We start from the raw sequence: 16,303 nt of genomic DNA, 5'->3' as shown, positions 1-16,303 counted from the left end.
CATGCGGCTGCAGGGGCGCACGGCCATCATCACCGGAGCGGGCTCGGGCATCGGCCGGGCCAGCGCGAAGCTGTTCGCGGCGGAGGGCGCGCGTCTCGCGCTGGTCGATCGCGATGCCGCGGGTCTTCAGGAAACGCTGGGCCTCGTGAGCGAGGCAACGGTGCATGTCGGGGACGTCGGCGATGCCGCATTGGCCGAGACTGTTGCCGGCGATGTCGTGGCGCGCCACGGCCGGCTCGATATCCTCATGACCGCTGCCGGCTTCTCCTGCGGCGGCACGGTGCTGACGACGAGCCCGGACGACTGGGACGCGGTGTTCCGCGCCAATGTCGGCGGCACCTGGCTGTGGGCGCGGGCCGCGGTGCCTCACATGCAGCGGCAGAACAGCGGCTCGATCATCACGCTGGCATCGCAGCTCGCCATCGCCGGCGGCAAGGGCAACAGCGCCTATATCGCCGCCAAGGGCGCGATCGTGAGTCTCACGCGGACGATGGCGGTGGATTTCGCCACCGACGGCATCCGCGTCAACGCCATCGCGCCAGGCGCGATCGACACGCCGATGCTCCGCCGCAGCTTCGCCCGTCACGCCAATTCGGACGAGGTGCGCGAAGCCTCCCGCAACCGCCACGCCATGAAGCGGTTCGGCCACGCAGACGAGATCGCGCAGACGGCGCTGCATCTCGCCAGCGATGCGTCCTCGTTCACGACGGGCACCGTGATGGTCGTTGACGGAGGCTGGCTCGCGGCATGAGTGACGCACTGACCGAGCTTGAAGCGGACGTTCGCGCTGATCTCGCCATGATCGCGCATCCGGGCGCGGCATGGCTTGAGCCGAAGATCGGGCCTGACGGCAAACCGGCGCTGGACGTGCTCGTCGTCGGCGCCGGCCAATCCGGCATCGCCATCGGCTTCGGCCTCATGCGCTCCCGCGTCAGCAACATCCTGCTGCTCGACAAGGCCGAGGAGGGGAAGGAGGGCCCGTGGCTCACTTATGCCCGCATGCCGACGCTGCGCAGCCCCAAGGACTACACCGGTCCCGACCTCGACATTCCGAGCCTGACCTACCAGTCCTGGCACGAAGCCCGCTTCGGCAAGCAGAGCTGGCAAGAACTCGGCCTGATCGAACGCGGCCATTGGGCGGAGTATCTGCTGTGGCTGCGGCGCACGGTCGGCTTGCCGGTGCGCAACGCTTGCGAACTCCTGGAGATCGCGCCTGCGTCTGACGGCTTGCTCACCGCGCGCGTGAAACGGGCAGGAGAGGTCGAGACGCTCTACGCCCGCAAGATCGTGCTGGCGACGGGGCAGGAGGGGATGGGCGGCTGGATGATCCCGGAACCGCTCCGCCATCTGCCATCGAGTTCGGTCGCGACCGTCGCCGACGACATCGATTTCGAAAAGCTTCGCGGCAAGCGCGTCGCCGTAATCGGCGCCGGTGCGTCCGCCTTCGACAATGCGGCGACCGCGCTGGAGGCTGGCGCCGCCGAGGTGCATCTGCTGTGCCGCCGTACGCAGATCCAGGTGATCCAGCCCTATCGGTGGCTGACCTTTCGCGGCTTCCTGCGTCATCTCAGCGATCTCGACGATGCCTGGCGCTGGCGCTTCATGCGCACCATCCTTGAAATGCGGGAAGGCTTTCCGCAGCCAACCTACGACCGCTGCGCGCGTCATGCCAATTTCACACTGCACGAGGGCGCGCCGGTCGAGGCGGCCCGGGAGACGGGCAAAGGCATCGAATTGCAGACGCCGCGCGGCGCCATCCGTGCTGATTTCGTCATCTGCGGCACCGGCATCGACATGAGCTTTGCCGGGCGCGGCGAGCTCGCTGCATTCGCCGGCAACATCGCGACCTGGGCCGACCGCTATCAGCCGCCTTCGAGCGAGCGCAACGAACGGCTCGGCCGCTTTCCCTATCTCGCCGACGATTACGCCTTCACCGAGCGCGTGCCGGGCGAGACGCCCTGGATTTCCGACATCCATCTCTTCGCCATCGCCTCCACCATGAGCTTCGGTCCGTCGGGCTCGTCGATCAACGCGATGACGACCGCTGTCCCGAAGCTGGTGCACGGCCTGACGCGCGGCCTGTTTCGCGCCGATATCGCGCGGCACTGGGCTTCGCTCAGCGCCTATGACGTGCCGCAGGCCGTGGTCACGCGGCCGGCGCGAAAGACGGGGGAATTGCGATGATCATCCATGCGCCGCCGCGACGAAGCGTCCCCATGAGCGCACCATGAGACTGGCGCGCAACTTGCTTGTTTCTTAACCTGCCTTGCTGGCGTTCTTGTCGAAATTCAGGGAAAAACGAATGCGTTTTGTGTATTTCAGGCCGGCGTCCTCGATGCTTGCCACTGTTGCGCTTCTGCTCATCGCGAACGCGCCTTCGCAGGCCCAAACCAGGGCGGAAACGCTGCGCTATGTGACCGGCGCATCCGTCAACACGCTCGATCCCAACATCCCCGGCTCGACGCGCGAGTCCTTCGCGCTGAGCATGAGCACCTACGACCGGCTGGTGGCGTTCGGCCGCAAGCAGCTCAACGGCAAATGGGTGTTCGATCTCGACACGATCACCGGCGAGCTCGCCGAATCCTACGACGTCAGTCCCGACGGGCTGAAGCTCACCTTCCGCCTGCGCAAGGACGCCAAGTTCCAGGACGGCTCGCCCGTGACCGCCGAGGACGTGAAATGGTCGCTCGATCGCTGCGTCACCGCGCCGATCCTCGGCAAGGCGCAGCTCCTGACCGGCTCGTTGACGTCGGCCGATCAGTTCAAGGTGATCGATCCCCTCACCATCGAGGTGACGCTGCCGAAGCCCGACAAGCTCGCGCTGCCGAATTTGGCGACCGTCTATCCCATGATCATCAACTCGAAGATCGCCAAGGAGCACGCGACCGCGGATGATCCCTGGGCGACCGCCTGGCTGAAGGAGCACACCGCCGGCAGCGGTGCCTACGTGGTCGAGACTTTCAAGCCGGGTGAGCAGGTGATCCTCAAGCGTGACGAGTCCTGGAACCGCGGCTCGGCCAACAAGCCCGCCTTCTTCAAGCGTGTGATCGTGCAGTCGGTGCCGGAGCCGGCGACCCGCGCCAACCTGGTCGAGCGCGGCGATGCCGACATCGTCGTCGATCTCCAGGCGAGCGACGTGCAGTCGCTCGAGGCCAAGGGCAAGCTCAAGGTGATCTCGACGCCGCAGTACAATGCGATCACCTTCGTCTCGATGAACAACCAGATCCCGCCCTTCGACAACGTCAATGTCCGCCGCGCCATCGCCTTCGCGCTGCCGTATGACGACATGTTCAAGGCCGCGCTGTTCGGCCGCGGCGCGCCGCTGTTCGGCGCGAGCTGGCCGGACGGCAAGCCTGTGAACGGCATCTATCCGTTCCAGGCACCGGTGAAGACCGATCTCGACAAGGCCCGCGAATATCTCAAGGCCGCCGGCCTTCCCGAAGGATTTGCGACCACCTTCAGCTTCAACGTCGGCCAGGCCTCGACGGCCGAGCCGATGGCGTCGCTGGTGAAGGAATCGCTTGCGAAGATCGGGATCAAGGTCGACATTCAGAAGCTGCCGGATGCGCAGATGTCGACGCAGATCAACGAGAAGAAGCTGCCGTTCTTCACCGAAGGCATCGTCGCCTGGCTGCCGTCGACTGACTACTTCTACCGCAACTTCTATACCGGCAATCAGCGCTGGAACTACAGCTCCATCAACAATCCCGAGCTCGCCGCGATCGCGCAGGAAGCCCGCTTCGAGCCGGACAAGGCCAAGTACGAGGAAGACGGCCGCAAGCTCAACGCGATCCATTTCAGCGAGATGCCGCAGATTCCGCTGTGGCAGCCGAACCAGGACGCTGTGATGGCGTCGTCGATCGAGGGCTATACCTACGAGTTCCACCGCCAGGTGGATTATCGCGACGTCAGCCGCAAGTGAGATCGGCAAACGAGAGGGGCTCTGAAAGGTGACGACCGGTCTTGGCGCAACGATGATCCGGGCGGGCAGGCGGCTTCTGTCGTCGCTGCCGGCGCTGTTCGGCGTGCTGGTCTTCACCTTTCTTCTGATGCGCGTCCTGCCCGGCGACCCCGCGGTGTTCTTTGCCTCGGGGCCCAACGCCGGCAAGGAGGAGATCGAGCAGATCCGCAAGCAGATGGGGCTCAACAGGTCGGTGCCGGAGCAGCTCGTGTTCTACCTCTCAGACATCGGCCACGGCAATCTCGGCCGCTCCATGATGACCGGGCAGCCGGTGCTGAAGGATCTGCGCGAGCGGCTGCCGGCCTCGCTCGAGCTCACCTTCACCGCGCTGCTGATCGCGCTGATCGCGGCGGTGCCGCTCGGCGTCGTCGCGGCGCTGCGGCCGGGGTCGATCGTCGATCACGGCGTGCGGCTGTTCTGCGCGCTCGGCGTCTGCGTGCCGACCTTCGTGTCGGGCCTGCTGCTGATCTACGTCTTCTACTACCTGCTCGGGTTCGCGCCCGATCCCACGGGCCGGATTGACGTCTTCACCTCGCTGCCGCCGCAGCGCACCGGCTTCCTCTCGATCGATTTCCTGCTCGCAGGAGATTTTGAAGGCTGGTGGGCAGCTTGCAAGCAGCTGGTCCTGCCGGCGGTGAGCATGGCCCTGTTCGTGATCGCGCCGCTGGCGCGGATCACGCGCGCCTCGATGCTGGTTTCGCTCGGCAGCGATTTCGTGCGCACCGCGCGCTCTGTCGGGCTGTCGTGGCGCAAGGTGGTCGTCACCTATGCGCTGCGCAATGCGATTCTCCCCGTCATCACCATTGCCGGCATCGTGTTCTCGACCATGCTGGGCGCCAATGTCCTGGTGGAGAAGGTGTTCTCGTGGCCGGGCGTGGCTTCCTACGCACTCGATGCACTGCTGTCCTCCGACTATGCTCCGGTGCAGGGTTTTGTGCTGCTGATGGCCAGCCTCTTTGTGCTGGTCAATCTCGTGGTCGATGTCTGCTACGGTATCGCCGATCCCAGGGTGTCGATCGAATGACCAGCGCCACCCTTCGCCATTCGGTCTGGATCCTGCGCGGAAATCCGCTTACGGCCGTCGCCGCGGCCGGCGTCTTTCTGTTCGTCCTGCTCGCGATCTTCGGCCCCTGGATCGTGCCTTACGATCCCGTGGTCTCCAATGTTTCGGAAGCGCTGCAGCCGCCGAGCGCAGCCCATCTCGCCGGCACCGACCAGCTCGGGCGCGACGTGTTCAGCCGCCTCGTCATCGCGGCGCGGCTCGACCTTGCCATCGCGGTCTCCGCGGTCGGCATCTCCTTCTTGATCGGTGCCGTCGTCGGCTCGTTCTGCGGCTATGCCGGCGGCAGGCTCGACCGCGGCGTCGGCCGCTTCGTCGACGTCATGATGGCCTTTCCGTTGTTCGTGCTGGCAATGGCGATGGTCGCGGCCCTCGGCAACCGGATCGAGAACATCGTGATCGCGACCGCGATCATCAATCTTCCCTTCTACATCCGTTTCGCGCGGGCCGAGGTCAACGTCCGGCGCAATGTCGGCTGGGTGGAAGCCGCGCGCGCCTGCGGCGAGAGCCACTTTTCGGTGGTGCTGCGCTTTTTGCTGCCGAACATCCTGCCGGCGATGGCGGTGCAGATCTCGCTCAACCTCGGCTGGGCCATTCTGAATGCGGCGGGCCTGTCCTTCATCGGCCTTGGCGTCAAGCCGCCGACGCCGGAATGGGGGATCATGGTCGCGGAGGGCGCGCGCTTCATCTCGACCGGACGGTGGTGGCTGGTGGCCTTCCCCGGCCTTGCGCTGATGCTGGCCGTGCTCTGCTTCAATCTCCTCGGTGACGGGATGCGGGACATTCTCGATCCCCGCATGCGCACATGAGCAAGGAACTGCTCAGGATCGACGACCTCCACGTCTCGTTCTCGACGCGGCGCGGCATGGTCGAGGCCGTGCGCGGGGTCACGCTCACCGTCGAAGCCGGCGAGATGCTCGGCCTCGTCGGCGAGAGCGGCTCGGGCAAGTCGGTTACGGGGTTCGCAACGACAAGGCTGCTCGATGCGGCCGGCCGCGTCACCGGCGGCAAGATCCTGTTTCGCGGGCAGGACGTGACAAAACTCCGGGGCGACGATCTCCGTCAGCTCCAGGGCGCCGCCATGTCCATGATCTTCCAGAACCCGCGTGCGGCGCTCAATCCGATCCGGGCGATCGGCTTGCAGATCGCAGACGCGATCCTCACCCACAAGCGCGTCTCGAAGGACGCCGCGCGCGCCGAGGCGCTGGAGCTGCTGCGCGCGGTCCAGATCCGCGACCCCGAGACGCGGATGAACGCCTATCCGCACGAGCTCTCCGGCGGCATGTGCCAGCGCGTGATGATCGCGATCGCGATCTCCTGCAATCCCGCACTGCTGATTGCCGACGAGCCGACCACCGGCCTCGACGTCACCACGCAGAAGGTGGTGATGGATCTTCTGGCGGACATCGCCGCCGCGCGCGGCATGGCGACGATCCTGATCACGCACGATCTCGGGCTCGCGGCGCGCTACTGCCGTCGCATCGCGGTGATGGAGCGCGGTCGCATCGTCGAGGAGGCCAGTCCCAGGACTCTCTTCACCACGCCGCAGCACGCCTACACCAGGCGCCTCGTTGCGGCATCGCCGACCGCGACGTCCCGGATCGAGAATCTCGTGACGGAGGAGGAGCGGGAAGGCTACGCGGCGGTTGTCAACATGCCGAGGCAGGAGCCCGCGCACGGTACGCCGCCGCTGCTGGAAGTGCGCAAGCTTGCCAAGCGTTTCGATCAGGGCTCCGCGGCGGTCGCGGATTTCTCGATGACGATGGCCGGCGGCGAGAGCGTCGGTCTCGTCGGCGAGTCCGGCTCGGGCAAGAGCACGACGTCGCGGATGATCTGCCGCCTGATCGATCCGAGCGAAGGCGACATCGTGTTCGACGGGCAGTCGATCGGTCATGTGGCATCGCGTGATTTTCACCGCTCGTCCTTGCGCAAGGACATTCAGATGGTCTTCCAGGACCCGAACGAGAGCCTCAACCCGCGCTTCACCGCCTTCGACTGCATCGCCCATCCGCTGATGCGGCTCGACGGCATGCGGGCGGGCGACGCGCTACGCGCGCGGGTCGAGGAATGCGCGGAGCGCGTGGGGCTGCCGCTCGATCTCTTGCCGCGCTTCCCGCACCAGCTCTCCGGCGGCCAGAAGGCCCGCGTCGGCATCGCCCGCGCCATCGCCTGCCGGCCCCGGCTTCTGGTGCTGGACGAGCCGACCGCCGCGCTCGACGTCTCCGTGCAGGCGGTGGTGCTGCAACTGCTCGATCGCTTGCGCCGCGAGAACGATATCGCGTTGCTGTTCGTCAGCCACGATCTCAACGTGGTGCGCATGCTCTGCGATCGCACCATCGTGCTGCGCAATGGCGGCATCGTGGAACAGGGCGAGAGCCGGGCGCTGTTCGACAATCCGAAGACCGACTACACGCGCAAGCTGGTCGAGGCGATCCCGCATATCGAGACCGGGCCGACGCTGGCGGCGGCGCTTTGAGGTCTCGATCGACCAAAAGTCACGATGAGATCCCGCTGGCGAAGGCCTGGTTACTGGCATACCATTTGCACGCCAATGGGCTTCGGTTTCACTGCTCTTGGCCAATGATTGGCCGGCATCACGGCATTACTGGGAGGACTTCATGGACCGCAGGACCGTATTGAAGGGACTGGCTGGCGCAAGCGGCCTGGCATTGACGGGCGGCCTTTCGGCCCCGGCGATCGCCCAGGGTGCCGCGGCGCGCACCCTGCGCTTCGTGCCGCAGGCCAATCTCGCCAATTTCGATCCGATCTGGGGCACGCAATATGTCGTGCGCAACGCTGCGGCGCTGGTCTGGGACACGCTTTACGGCATCGATTCCTCGCTCCAGCCGCAACGCCAGATGGTGGAGTCCGAGGAAGTCACCGACGATGGTACGACCTGGACGTTCAAATTGCGGCCGGGGCTCAAGTTCCATGACGGCGAGCCGGTGCTGAGCAAGGACGTCGTCGCGAGCCTTACGCGCTGGTCGGCGCGCGATCCGATGGGGCTAATGATCAAGGCGCTCCAGCAGGAGCTGACGGCCGTCGACGATCGCACCTTCAAATGGGTGCTCAAGCAGCCCTTCCCGAAGCTGCTCTACGCGCTGGCCAAGAACAACTCGCCGTGCGCCTTCATCATGCCGGAGCGCATCGCGCAGACCGATCCGTTCAAGCAGATCACCGACTATGTCGGCTCCGGGCCGATGAAGTTCGCCAAGGGCGAATGGGTGCCCGGCGCGAAAGCGGTGTTCGAGAAGTTCGCCGACTACGCGCCGCGGCAGGAGAAAGCGTCGTGGCTGGCCGGCGGCAAGCAGATCATGGTCGACCGCATCGAATGGATCGTGATGCCGGATCCGGCGACCGCGGCCGCCGCCTTGCAGAACGGCGAGGTCGACTGGTGGGAAAGCCCGATCGCCGACCTCGTTCCGGTCCTGAAGAAGAACAAGAACATCAGCGTCGACATTGGCGATCCCCTCGGCAATGTCGGCTCGTTCCGCATGAACTTCCTGTATCCGCCCTTCAACGACGTGCGGGCGCGGCGCGCGGTGCTGATGGCAATGAGCCAGGAAGACTACATGCGCTCGATCGTCGGCGACGACACCGCGTTGTGGAAGCCGCTGCCCGGCTACTTCACGCCGGATACGCCGCTCTATTCCGAGGCGGGCGGCGAGATCCTGAAGGGCAAGCGCGATCTCGACGCAGCCAAGAAGCTGCTCGCCGAGAGCGGTTATTCCGGCCAGCCCGTGACGTGCCTCGTGGCGCAGGACCAGCCGATCACCAAGGCGCAGGGCGACGTGACCGCGGACCTGCTCAAGAAGCTCGGCATGAATGTCGATTTCGTCGCGACCGACTGGGGCACGGTCGGCTCGCGCCGTGCACAGAAGACGCCGCCGGGACAGGGCGGCTGGAACATGTTCCACACCTGGCATGCGGGCGCGGACTGCATAAACCCTGCGCCGTACACCGCCATTCGCGCCAACGGCGACAAGGCCTGGTTCGGCTGGCCCACCAGCCCCGGCACCGAAAAGGAGGTCGCGTCCTGGTTCGAGGCCAAGAACCTCGATGAGGAGAAAGCCGCTATCGGCCGCCTCAACAAGGCGGCGCTCGATGACGTCGTCTACGCGCCGACCGGCTTCTTCCTGAGCTACACCGCGTGGCGCAAGAACGTCTCCGGCATTACCAAGGGGCCGCTGCCGTTCTTCTGGGGCGTGTCGAAATCCGCATGATCGCGCGCTGAAGCCAGATGCTCTCCTACATCCTCCGTCGCATCGTCGCGACCTTGCCGGTGATGGCAATCGTCGCGCTGTTCGTGTTCAGCCTGCTTTACATCGCGCCGGGCGATCCGGCCGTGGTGATCGCGGGCGATCAGGCGAGCCCGGAGGATGTGGAGCGCATCCGCCAGAGCCTCGGTCTCGACCGGCCGTTCCTGATCCAGTTCGGAAGCTGGGTCTGGCGCATCCTGCACGGTGATCTCGGCACCTCGATCTTCACCAATCTGCCGGTCTCGACGATGATCGGGCAGCGTCTCGGACCGACGCTGTCGCTGATGATCGTCACGCTGCTGCTCACCATCGTGGTCGCTGTGCCGCTCGGCGTGGTGGCGGCGTGGAAGGCAGGGAGCCTGATCGACCGCGTCATCATGGGCTTTGCCGTGTTCGGCTTCTCGCTGCCCGTCTTCGTGGTCGGCTACATGCTTGCCTACATCTTCGCGCTCGAGCTGGAATGGCTGCCGGTGCAGGGCTACACGCCGCTTGCCCAGGGCTTTTGGCCCTGGCTGGAGAACTTGATCTTGCCGGCGGTCGCGCTGGGCTGTGTCTACATCGCGCTGATCGCACGCATCACCCGCGCCACCATGCTCGAAGTTCTGCAGCAGGACTATATCCGCACCGCGCGGGCCAAGGGCCTCGGGCAGGGCGGCATCCTGTTTGTTCACGCGCTGAAGAACGCGGCGGTGCCGATCGTCACCGTGATCGGGATCGGCATCGCGCTCCTGATCGGCGGTGCCGTCGTCACGGAAAGTGTGTTTGCGATTCCCGGCCTCGGCCGGCTCACGATCGATGCGATCCTGCGCCGCGACTATCCCGTCATCCAGGGGATCGTGCTGCTGTTCAGCTTCGTCTACGTCCTCGTCAATTTGATGATCGACGTCATCTATACGCTCGTTGACCCGAGGATCCGCTATTGACCGACACCACCGTCAACCCGCAATCGCTCCCGGCCGGTCTAGTCCTCGCGCCGCAACTGCCGGAGATCCTTCGGCCGGTCAAGATCCGGCGCGGCTTCATCGGCTTCCTGCGCGGTCATCCGACGGTCGCCATCGGCGGTGCGCTGCTGCTGACGCTGGTCCTGATCGCGATCTTCGCACCTTATCTCGGAACGGTCGATCCGACCGCGCTCGCGCCCGCCAAGCGCACACGCGCGCCGTCGGCCGATTACTGGTTCGGCACCGACGTGCTCGGCCGCGACATCTATTCGCGCGTGCTCTTCGGCGCGCGGGTCTCGCTCACGGTCGGCCTGTCGGTTGCGATGTTCGCGTCTGCGGTGGGCCTTGCCATCGGCATCGTCTCCGGCTTCATCCGCTGGGCCGACGGCATCCTGATGCGCTTCATGGACGGCTTGATGTCGATTCCGCCGATCCTGCTGGCGATCGCGCTGATGGCCTTGACGCGCGGCAGCGTCGGCAACGTCATCCTGGCCATCACCATCGCCGAGATCCCGCGCGTCTCGCGCCTCGTCCGCAGCGTGGTGCTGTCGCTGCGTGAGCAGCCCTATGTGGACGCGGCGGTGGCCTGCGGCACGCGCACGCCGATGATCATCCTGCGCCACATTCTGCCCAACACGCTCGCGCCCATGCTGGTCCAGGCGACCTATATCTGCGCCAGCGCCATGATCACGGAGGCGATCCTGTCCTTCATCGGTGCGGGTACGCCGCCCACCATTCCGTCCTGGGGCAACATCATGGCCGAAGGCCGCGCGCTGTGGCAGGTCAAGCCCTATATCGTGTTCTTTCCGGCGGCCTTCCTGTCCGTCACCGTGCTTGCCGTGAATCTGCTCGGCGACGGCCTTCGCGATGCGCTCGATCCGCGCATGGCCAAGAGCCTCTGATGTTGCGAGGCTGATCACGATGGCGCTGCTCGAAGTCGAAGACCTTCAGGCCCACTTCCGTACGCCCAGCGGCATCAACCGCGCGGTCGACGGCGTGTCCTTCCATGTCAACGAGGGCGAGACGCTCGCCATCGTCGGCGAATCCGGCTGCGGCAAGTCGGTGACCTCGATGTCGCTGATGCGGCTGATCCCGGAGCCGCCGGGCAAGATCGCAGGCAGCATCCGCTTTGCGGGCAGGGACCTCCTCAAGCTGTCCGACCGCGAGATGCGCGCCATCCGCGGCAACGACATCTCGATGATCTTCCAGGAACCGATGACGAGCCTCAATCCGGTCCTGACCGTCGGCCGCCAGATCCGCGAGACGCTGATGATCCATCAGGGTCTGGACAAGCAGGCGGCCGAGGCGCACGCGATCGAGATGCTGACGCTGGTCGGCATTCCCGAGCCGAAGCGGCGCGTGCGCGAATATCCGCACCAGCTCTCCGGCGGCATGCGCCAGCGCGTGATGATCGCCGTTGCGCTGGCGTGCAATCCAAAACTTCTGATCGCGGACGAGCCGACCACGGCGCTCGACGTGACCATCCAGGCGCAAATCCTCAAGCTGATGCTTGACCTCAAGAGCCGGGTCGGTGCTGCGATCATCCTGATCACGCACGATCTTGGCGTCGTTGCCGAGATCGCCGAGCGCGTCATGGTCATGTATGCCGGCCGCAAGGTCGAGGAGGCGCCGGTCGCCGAGCTGTTTCGCTCGCCCCGGCATCCCTATACGCAAGGTTTGCTCGGCGCCGTGCCGCGGCTTGGTTCGTCGCTGACGGGCACCGCGAGACGGCTGGCCGAGATTCCCGGGCAGGTCCCCGACCTGCGCAAGCCGATCACCGGCTGCGTCTTCGCCGGACGTTGCGCGCTCGCGACCGATCTCTGCCGCCAATATGCGCCGGGGCTCGAGGAGAAGGGCCCGCGCCATGTTGCGGCCTGTCACTACGCGGCGAAGGGAGCGGTCGCGGCATGAGTCCACCTCTGCTCCAGGTCAACGACCTCAAGAAGCATTTCCCGGTCAACAAGGGCCTGTTCGGCCGCAAGTCCGAATGGGTCTATGCGGTCGACGGCGTGTCGTTCGAGATCGCGCGCGGCGAGACGCTGTCGCTGGTCGGGGAGTCCGGCTGCGGCAAATCGACGGTCGGCCGCGCCATCCTGCGGCTGTTCGACATCACTTCGGGGCAGGTGATCCTCGACGGCCAGCGCATCGACGATGCCGCGCCGGCCACGATGCGCCAGATGCGCCGGCGCGTGCAGGTTGTGTTCCAGGATCCGTTCTCCAGCCTCAATCCGCGCATGCGCGTGCGCGACATTCTCGCGGAGCCGATCCGCAATTTCGGCCTCGCCAAATCCGCGGAAGATCTCGAGGTGCGCGTCACGGCGCTGATGGACACCGTGCGCCTGCCGCGCGAGGCGCTGAACCGCCGGCCGCACGAGTTCTCCGGCGGTCAGCGCCAGCGCATCGGGATCGCGCGGGCGCTGGCGGCCGAGCCCGAGCTGATCGTCTGCGACGAGGCGGTCTCCGCGCTCGATGTCTCGGTCAAGGCGCAGATCGTCAATCTGCTCCAGGATCTCCAGCAGAAATTCGGCCTCGCGCTGCTATTCATCAGCCATGACCTCGCCATCGTCGAGCACATGACCCATCGCGTCGCGGTGATGTATCTCGGCAAGATCGTCGAGGTCGCGCCGCGCCGGGAGATCTTTGCCGCGCCGAGGCATCCCTACACCAAGGCGCTGCTCTCAGCGGTGCCGCTGCCCGAGCCGGGCGCCCAGCGCAACCCGATCATCCTCGGCGGCGACGTGCCGAGCCCGATCAATCCGCCGAGCGGATGCCGCTTCCACACCCGTTGTCCATACGTGTTCGACCGTTGTCGCACGGAAGAGCCGGTGCTTCGGACGACTGGACCCGAGCAGTGGGTGGCGTGCCACCTCGACGAGGCACTAGAGGCACCATAAGTTTAGAGGCATGGCATGCGGGATTTCGCCAGCACGCAGTGAATGCCCTTGTTGCCGTCGACCATCTGCGTGACCCGCAGGTCCGCGGCGATCGAGCAGAGCGTATAGGCATCCTGTGCGCCGAGGCCGCTGTGCTCGCGGATCAGCGCGATCATGTCGCGCAGCGCGGCCTTGGCCGCGTCGTCGAGATCCTCGTCAAAGCCCATGGTGATCCAGTCGGACGCCGTCTCGGCGCGGGGCGAGGTGAGGCGGAGATCGCGGCGGACGTGGAATTCGAAGGTGCCGGTGAGCGCCGCCTCGATCGCGGTCAGGCAGACTTCGCCGTCGCCCTGGAGCGCGTGGCCGTCGCCGGCGGAGAACAGCGCGCCCGGCACGAAGACCGGAAAATAAAGCGTGCTGCCGGCACCTAACTCCTTGTTGTCCATGTTGCCGCCGAATGCCCGCGGCTCCTTTGAGGACAATCGGCCCCAGGCGAGCGGCGGCGCGACGCCGAAATTGCCGAAGAAGGGGGAGAGCGGCAGCTCCTGGCCCCAGGGGAGTTTTGCGACGTTGCGCGCGCGGTCCAGCGGAATGTGGATGCGGCGGAAATCGGGGAAATCCTCAGGGAGAGTGCCGAGCGTCGGGACCTGCAGATTCCAGCCCCAATTGCAGCGCAGCTCGATGCTCAGCACGCGCACTTCGAGGACGTCGCCGGGCTCGGCGCCCGCGATGTGGATCGGCCCGGTGAGAAGGTGCGGCCCCGGACCGCGGAAGGCGCTTGCGAGCACCTCCGCATGTCCGGGCACGACGTCAAAACCGAGCGACGGATCGGGCAGGTCGTCCGGCTCGCCCGAGAGCGTCTCGATGGTCACGCGGTCTCCGGATGCGATCCGGAGCACCGGCTTCAGCCGTCCGTCCCAGAGTCCCCACTGGACGTTTCCAGGAGTGGATCGCAGAACGTAGTCCATGCCTTCACCGGCCTGCGCTGCTCGCAACGATCGAGGAGGGCGACGTGACGTGCTTGCCCAGCGCCAGATAGACCAGCCCCGAGACCCCGATCCCGAACAGCCAGCTCAGATCGGCCCCACCCAACAGGTTGATCGAGACCGGCCCCTGAAGCGCGCCGACCAAGCCGTCTTCCACCAGCCATCCGGCGACAAGGCCGGCGAAGAACGCGATCATGCCGGCCCAGTTGATGTCGCCATAGGCGCTGGTCTCCGGCGAGCGATAGAGCTCGGCGACGTCGATCTTGCCCTTCCGCTTGAGGAAGAAGTCCGCGAGCACCACGCCGGCCCACGGGCTCATCCACAACAAGAGGCTGATCATCCAGTTGTCGAACGCTTTGGCGAAGGACGGCGCGAAGATGAAGTACAGCGTGACCAGATAGCCGGCGACGCCAACGATGACGGTGAGCCAGAAGCGCGAGAACTTCAGCCCCGCGCTCAGCGCCGCCAGCGTCGCCGAGTAGACGTTGAGGATGTTGGTCGCGATCGGGCCGTGCAGCACCATCAGCAAAACGAGGATGCTGACCGGCCCGCCGAACACCGCGCTGACCATCTTTGCGGGATCGGTGTCCAGCGTGGTCGAGGCGATGGTCGCGCCGAGGATGCCGAGCCACACCGTCGGCACGAACATGCCGATATAGCTGTACCAGAACACGGATTTCGACGGCACGCTTCGCGGCACGAAGCGCGAATAGTCGGAAGCCCAGGTGACCCAGGAAATGCCCCAGCCGACGCCGATCGCCGTCATCAGCAGGGTCAGCATCGCCAGATGCGCGCCCGGCGGCAGCGAGGTCGTGAGGCTCCAGTTGACGACGCCGGGCCGCGTCCAGGCCAGCACGCTCATCAGCACCATGATGGCGATGGTGGGCGGCACCGTGTATTTCTCGAAGGTGCGGATCGCGTAGAATCCGTAGACGCCGATCAGGACCTGCGCCGCCATCACCAGCGTGATGATGACGATCTCGATCAGCCAGGTGTCGGGCACGCCGAACTGGCCGAGAATGCCGATCGAAACCTTCACCGGGAAGTAGGTGTTGACGCCGATCCAGCCGAGCGTCATCACGAACATCAGGATGCTGGGCAGGTAGGCGCCGCGGACGCCGAACGCGGACCGGCTCAGCACCATCTGGTTGACGCCGGTCTTGTGCCCCATCACGGTGAAGGTCGCGAAGATCGCGCAGCCGACGATGTTCCCGAGCACGATGACCGCGATCGTCTCCATCAATCCCAGTTTCAGGATGATGCCGAGCGCGCCGAGCGCCCAGTTGACCGGCGCGATGTTGGCGCCGGCCCAGATCCACATCTGCTGCGGTCCAGTCGAGTCCCGGTCCGCATCGGGAATTGGTTCGATGCTGTGAATATCAGCGCGAAGTTCGGAATCCGTCATGACATCCCCCAATACGAAGCACGCTTCGCATCGTTGCAGCATAAATCGTGCCATTGGTTGCACAACCGCCGGAGCAGGGCGTGCGCTGATGCCGGATGCAATGAGGTTTGCGCCGGATTGTCATTGGAATTTCAAGCGTGCCCTGAACTCACGCGCCGGTTCGCCACCGTGCCGGCGAGACGCTGATCTCCTCCGCGCGCTTGCGGGCGAGAGGCAAAAGACGTTGCACGGTCGTGCAGCGGTACGATGATAAATTAAGCAGCCTCACCCAAAAGCGCAGCAGCCGCTTCTAATCGAATAGGGCAGTGGCGCTGCCGCGGCTGGGATTGCCGGCCACGATGCGCTGCATCATTTCGATGAAGAGCGCCTGTTCCCGCTCGCTCAAATCGCCGAGCGTCGCACGATGCGCCCGCCGTGCCGCGCCCTCGATCTTGACCAGAAGCGCCGCGCCGGCCGGCGTCAATCGGCACAGGCGCGCGCGGCGATCGTCCTTGTTGATGGCGCGCTCGACCAGGTTCCGTGCAGCGAGCCGCTTCAGCGCACCGGTCGTCGTGGTGCGATCGAGGGCGATATCGGCCGCCAAAGTGGTCTGATCGGCGGTTTCGCGCACGGCTAGCGCCGAGAGCAGGCTGTATTGCAGCGGCGTGACCTCGAACGCGCCGCACGCTTCCTGAAACAGCGCGACGTGAATCTGGTGCAGCCGCCGGATCAGATAGCCGGGACGTTGCGACAATGGCCAGGGGCGGTGCTTGCCCCCGCTGCGACGCTTCTGTGCTTGCCGCAATGCACGCTCTCCCAACCCAAAAACTTCCTCGCGC

14 protein-coding genes are annotated in these 16,303 nt (G+C 65.7%); 11 read left to right on the top strand and 3 right to left on the bottom strand.

Annotated elements, in window-relative coordinates:
- Window position 1: 1 nt before the first annotated feature.
- The 11 genes from EI171_RS31315 to EI171_RS31265 all read left to right on the top strand — a co-directional run bounded on the left by EI171_RS31315 (window position 2) and on the right by EI171_RS31265 (window position 13,115).
- On the top strand, window positions 2–751 hold the full coding sequence (locus tag EI171_RS31315) for an SDR family oxidoreductase (RefSeq protein WP_060911328.1): 750 nt from the start codon (window positions 2–4) through the stop codon (window positions 749–751).
- Window positions 748–2,184 carry an NAD(P)-binding domain-containing protein gene (locus tag EI171_RS31310; protein ID WP_161535610.1) on the top strand — a complete coding sequence of 479 codons (1,437 nt, stop codon included), beginning with the start codon at window positions 748–750 and terminating at the stop codon, window positions 2,182–2,184. The genes EI171_RS31315 and EI171_RS31310 overlap by 4 nt, the downstream gene beginning before the upstream one ends.
- Window positions 2,185–2,302: 118 nt before the next feature.
- Window positions 2,303–3,922, top strand: a complete 1,620-nt coding sequence (locus EI171_RS31305; protein ID WP_161535609.1) for an ABC transporter substrate-binding protein — start codon at window positions 2,303–2,305, stop codon at window positions 3,920–3,922.
- Between the two features lie 28 nt (window positions 3,923–3,950).
- Window positions 3,951–4,985 carry an ABC transporter permease gene (locus EI171_RS31300; protein ID WP_161535608.1) on the top strand — a complete coding sequence of 345 codons (1,035 nt, stop codon included), beginning with the start codon at window positions 3,951–3,953 and terminating at the stop codon, window positions 4,983–4,985.
- On the top strand, window positions 4,982–5,830 hold the full coding sequence (locus tag EI171_RS31295; protein ID WP_060911331.1) for an ABC transporter permease: 849 nt from the start codon (window positions 4,982–4,984) through the stop codon (window positions 5,828–5,830). Before EI171_RS31300 ends, EI171_RS31295 begins: the two co-directional genes overlap by 4 nt.
- Window positions 5,827–7,497, top strand: a complete 1,671-nt coding sequence (nikE, locus tag EI171_RS31290) for an ABC transporter ATP-binding protein (protein ID WP_161535607.1) — start codon at window positions 5,827–5,829, stop codon at window positions 7,495–7,497. Before EI171_RS31295 ends, nikE begins: the two co-directional genes overlap by 4 nt.
- 142 nt (window positions 7,498–7,639) lie before the next feature.
- Complete coding sequence (locus EI171_RS31285) at window positions 7,640–9,244, top strand: ABC transporter substrate-binding protein (protein WP_161535606.1); 1,605 nt, start codon at window positions 7,640–7,642, stop codon at window positions 9,242–9,244.
- 17 nt (window positions 9,245–9,261) lie between these two features.
- Window positions 9,262–10,203: an ABC transporter permease gene (locus EI171_RS31280; RefSeq protein ID WP_027548944.1), complete on the top strand. Its 942-nt coding sequence runs from the start codon at window positions 9,262–9,264 to the stop codon at window positions 10,201–10,203.
- Complete coding sequence (locus tag EI171_RS31275; RefSeq protein WP_011086127.1) at window positions 10,200–11,123, top strand: ABC transporter permease; 924 nt, start codon at window positions 10,200–10,202, stop codon at window positions 11,121–11,123. The genes EI171_RS31280 and EI171_RS31275 overlap by 4 nt, the downstream gene beginning before the upstream one ends.
- A 19-nt stretch (window positions 11,124–11,142) precedes the next feature.
- A complete protein-coding gene (locus EI171_RS31270) occupies window positions 11,143–12,132 on the top strand; it encodes an ABC transporter ATP-binding protein (RefSeq protein ID WP_028172064.1) in 990 nt (329 codons plus the stop codon).
- Window positions 12,129–13,115: an ABC transporter ATP-binding protein gene (locus EI171_RS31265; protein WP_011086129.1), complete on the top strand. Its 987-nt coding sequence runs from the start codon at window positions 12,129–12,131 to the stop codon at window positions 13,113–13,115. The genes EI171_RS31270 and EI171_RS31265 overlap by 4 nt, the downstream gene beginning before the upstream one ends.
- Window positions 13,116–13,117: 2 nt before the next feature.
- Here the strand turns inward: EI171_RS31265 and EI171_RS31260 are convergent, their stop codons facing one another.
- The 3 genes from EI171_RS31260 to EI171_RS31250 form a co-directional block, all read right to left on the bottom strand.
- Window positions 13,118–14,062, bottom strand: coding sequence for an acetamidase/formamidase family protein (locus EI171_RS31260; protein ID WP_161535605.1), 945 nt, complete (start codon window positions 14,060–14,062; stop codon window positions 13,118–13,120).
- A 4-nt stretch (window positions 14,063–14,066) separates the two neighbouring features.
- Window positions 14,067–15,485, bottom strand: coding sequence for a cytosine permease (locus EI171_RS31255; protein WP_246740311.1), 1,419 nt, complete (start codon window positions 15,483–15,485; stop codon window positions 14,067–14,069).
- A gap of 289 nt (window positions 15,486–15,774) precedes the next feature.
- A complete protein-coding gene (locus EI171_RS31250; RefSeq protein WP_161537116.1) occupies window positions 15,775–16,218 on the bottom strand; it encodes a MarR family winged helix-turn-helix transcriptional regulator in 444 nt (147 codons plus the stop codon).
- Window positions 16,219–16,303: the final 85 nt, after the last annotated feature.

Source organism: Bradyrhizobium sp. LCT2, assembly GCF_009931255.1.
Taxonomy (GTDB): Bacteria; Pseudomonadota; Alphaproteobacteria; order Rhizobiales; family Xanthobacteraceae; genus Bradyrhizobium; species Bradyrhizobium diazoefficiens.
Note: the sequence above shows the minus strand (reverse complement) of the source record. Positions and strands in the feature narration are given on the sequence as shown.

Excerpts from the sequence above, each read along its gene's own strand:
- EI171_RS31270 (WP_028172064.1), top strand. The coding sequence starts at position 11,143 with ATGGCGCTGCTCGAAGTCGAAGACCTTCAGGCCCACTTCCGTACGCCC.
- nikE (WP_161535607.1), top strand. The coding sequence starts at position 5,827 with ATGAGCAAGGAACTGCTCAGGATCGACGACCTCCACGTCTCGTTCTCG.
- EI171_RS31310 (WP_161535610.1), top strand. The coding sequence starts at position 748 with ATGAGTGACGCACTGACCGAGCTTGAAGCGGACGTTCGCGCTGATCTC.
- EI171_RS31260 (WP_161535605.1), bottom strand. The coding sequence starts at position 14,062 with ATGGACTACGTTCTGCGATCCACTCCTGGAAACGTCCAGTGGGGACTC.
- EI171_RS31265 (WP_011086129.1), top strand. The coding sequence starts at position 12,129 with ATGAGTCCACCTCTGCTCCAGGTCAACGACCTCAAGAAGCATTTCCCG.
- EI171_RS31255 (WP_246740311.1), bottom strand. The coding sequence starts at position 15,485 with ATGACGGATTCCGAACTTCGCGCTGATATTCACAGCATCGAACCAATT.
- EI171_RS31280 (WP_027548944.1), top strand. The coding sequence starts at position 9,262 with ATGCTCTCCTACATCCTCCGTCGCATCGTCGCGACCTTGCCGGTGATG.
- EI171_RS31315 (WP_060911328.1), top strand. The coding sequence starts at position 2 with ATGCGGCTGCAGGGGCGCACGGCCATCATCACCGGAGCGGGCTCGGGC.
- EI171_RS31305 (WP_161535609.1), top strand. The coding sequence starts at position 2,303 with ATGCGTTTTGTGTATTTCAGGCCGGCGTCCTCGATGCTTGCCACTGTT.
- EI171_RS31285 (WP_161535606.1), top strand. The coding sequence starts at position 7,640 with ATGGACCGCAGGACCGTATTGAAGGGACTGGCTGGCGCAAGCGGCCTG.
- EI171_RS31295 (WP_060911331.1), top strand. The coding sequence starts at position 4,982 with ATGACCAGCGCCACCCTTCGCCATTCGGTCTGGATCCTGCGCGGAAAT.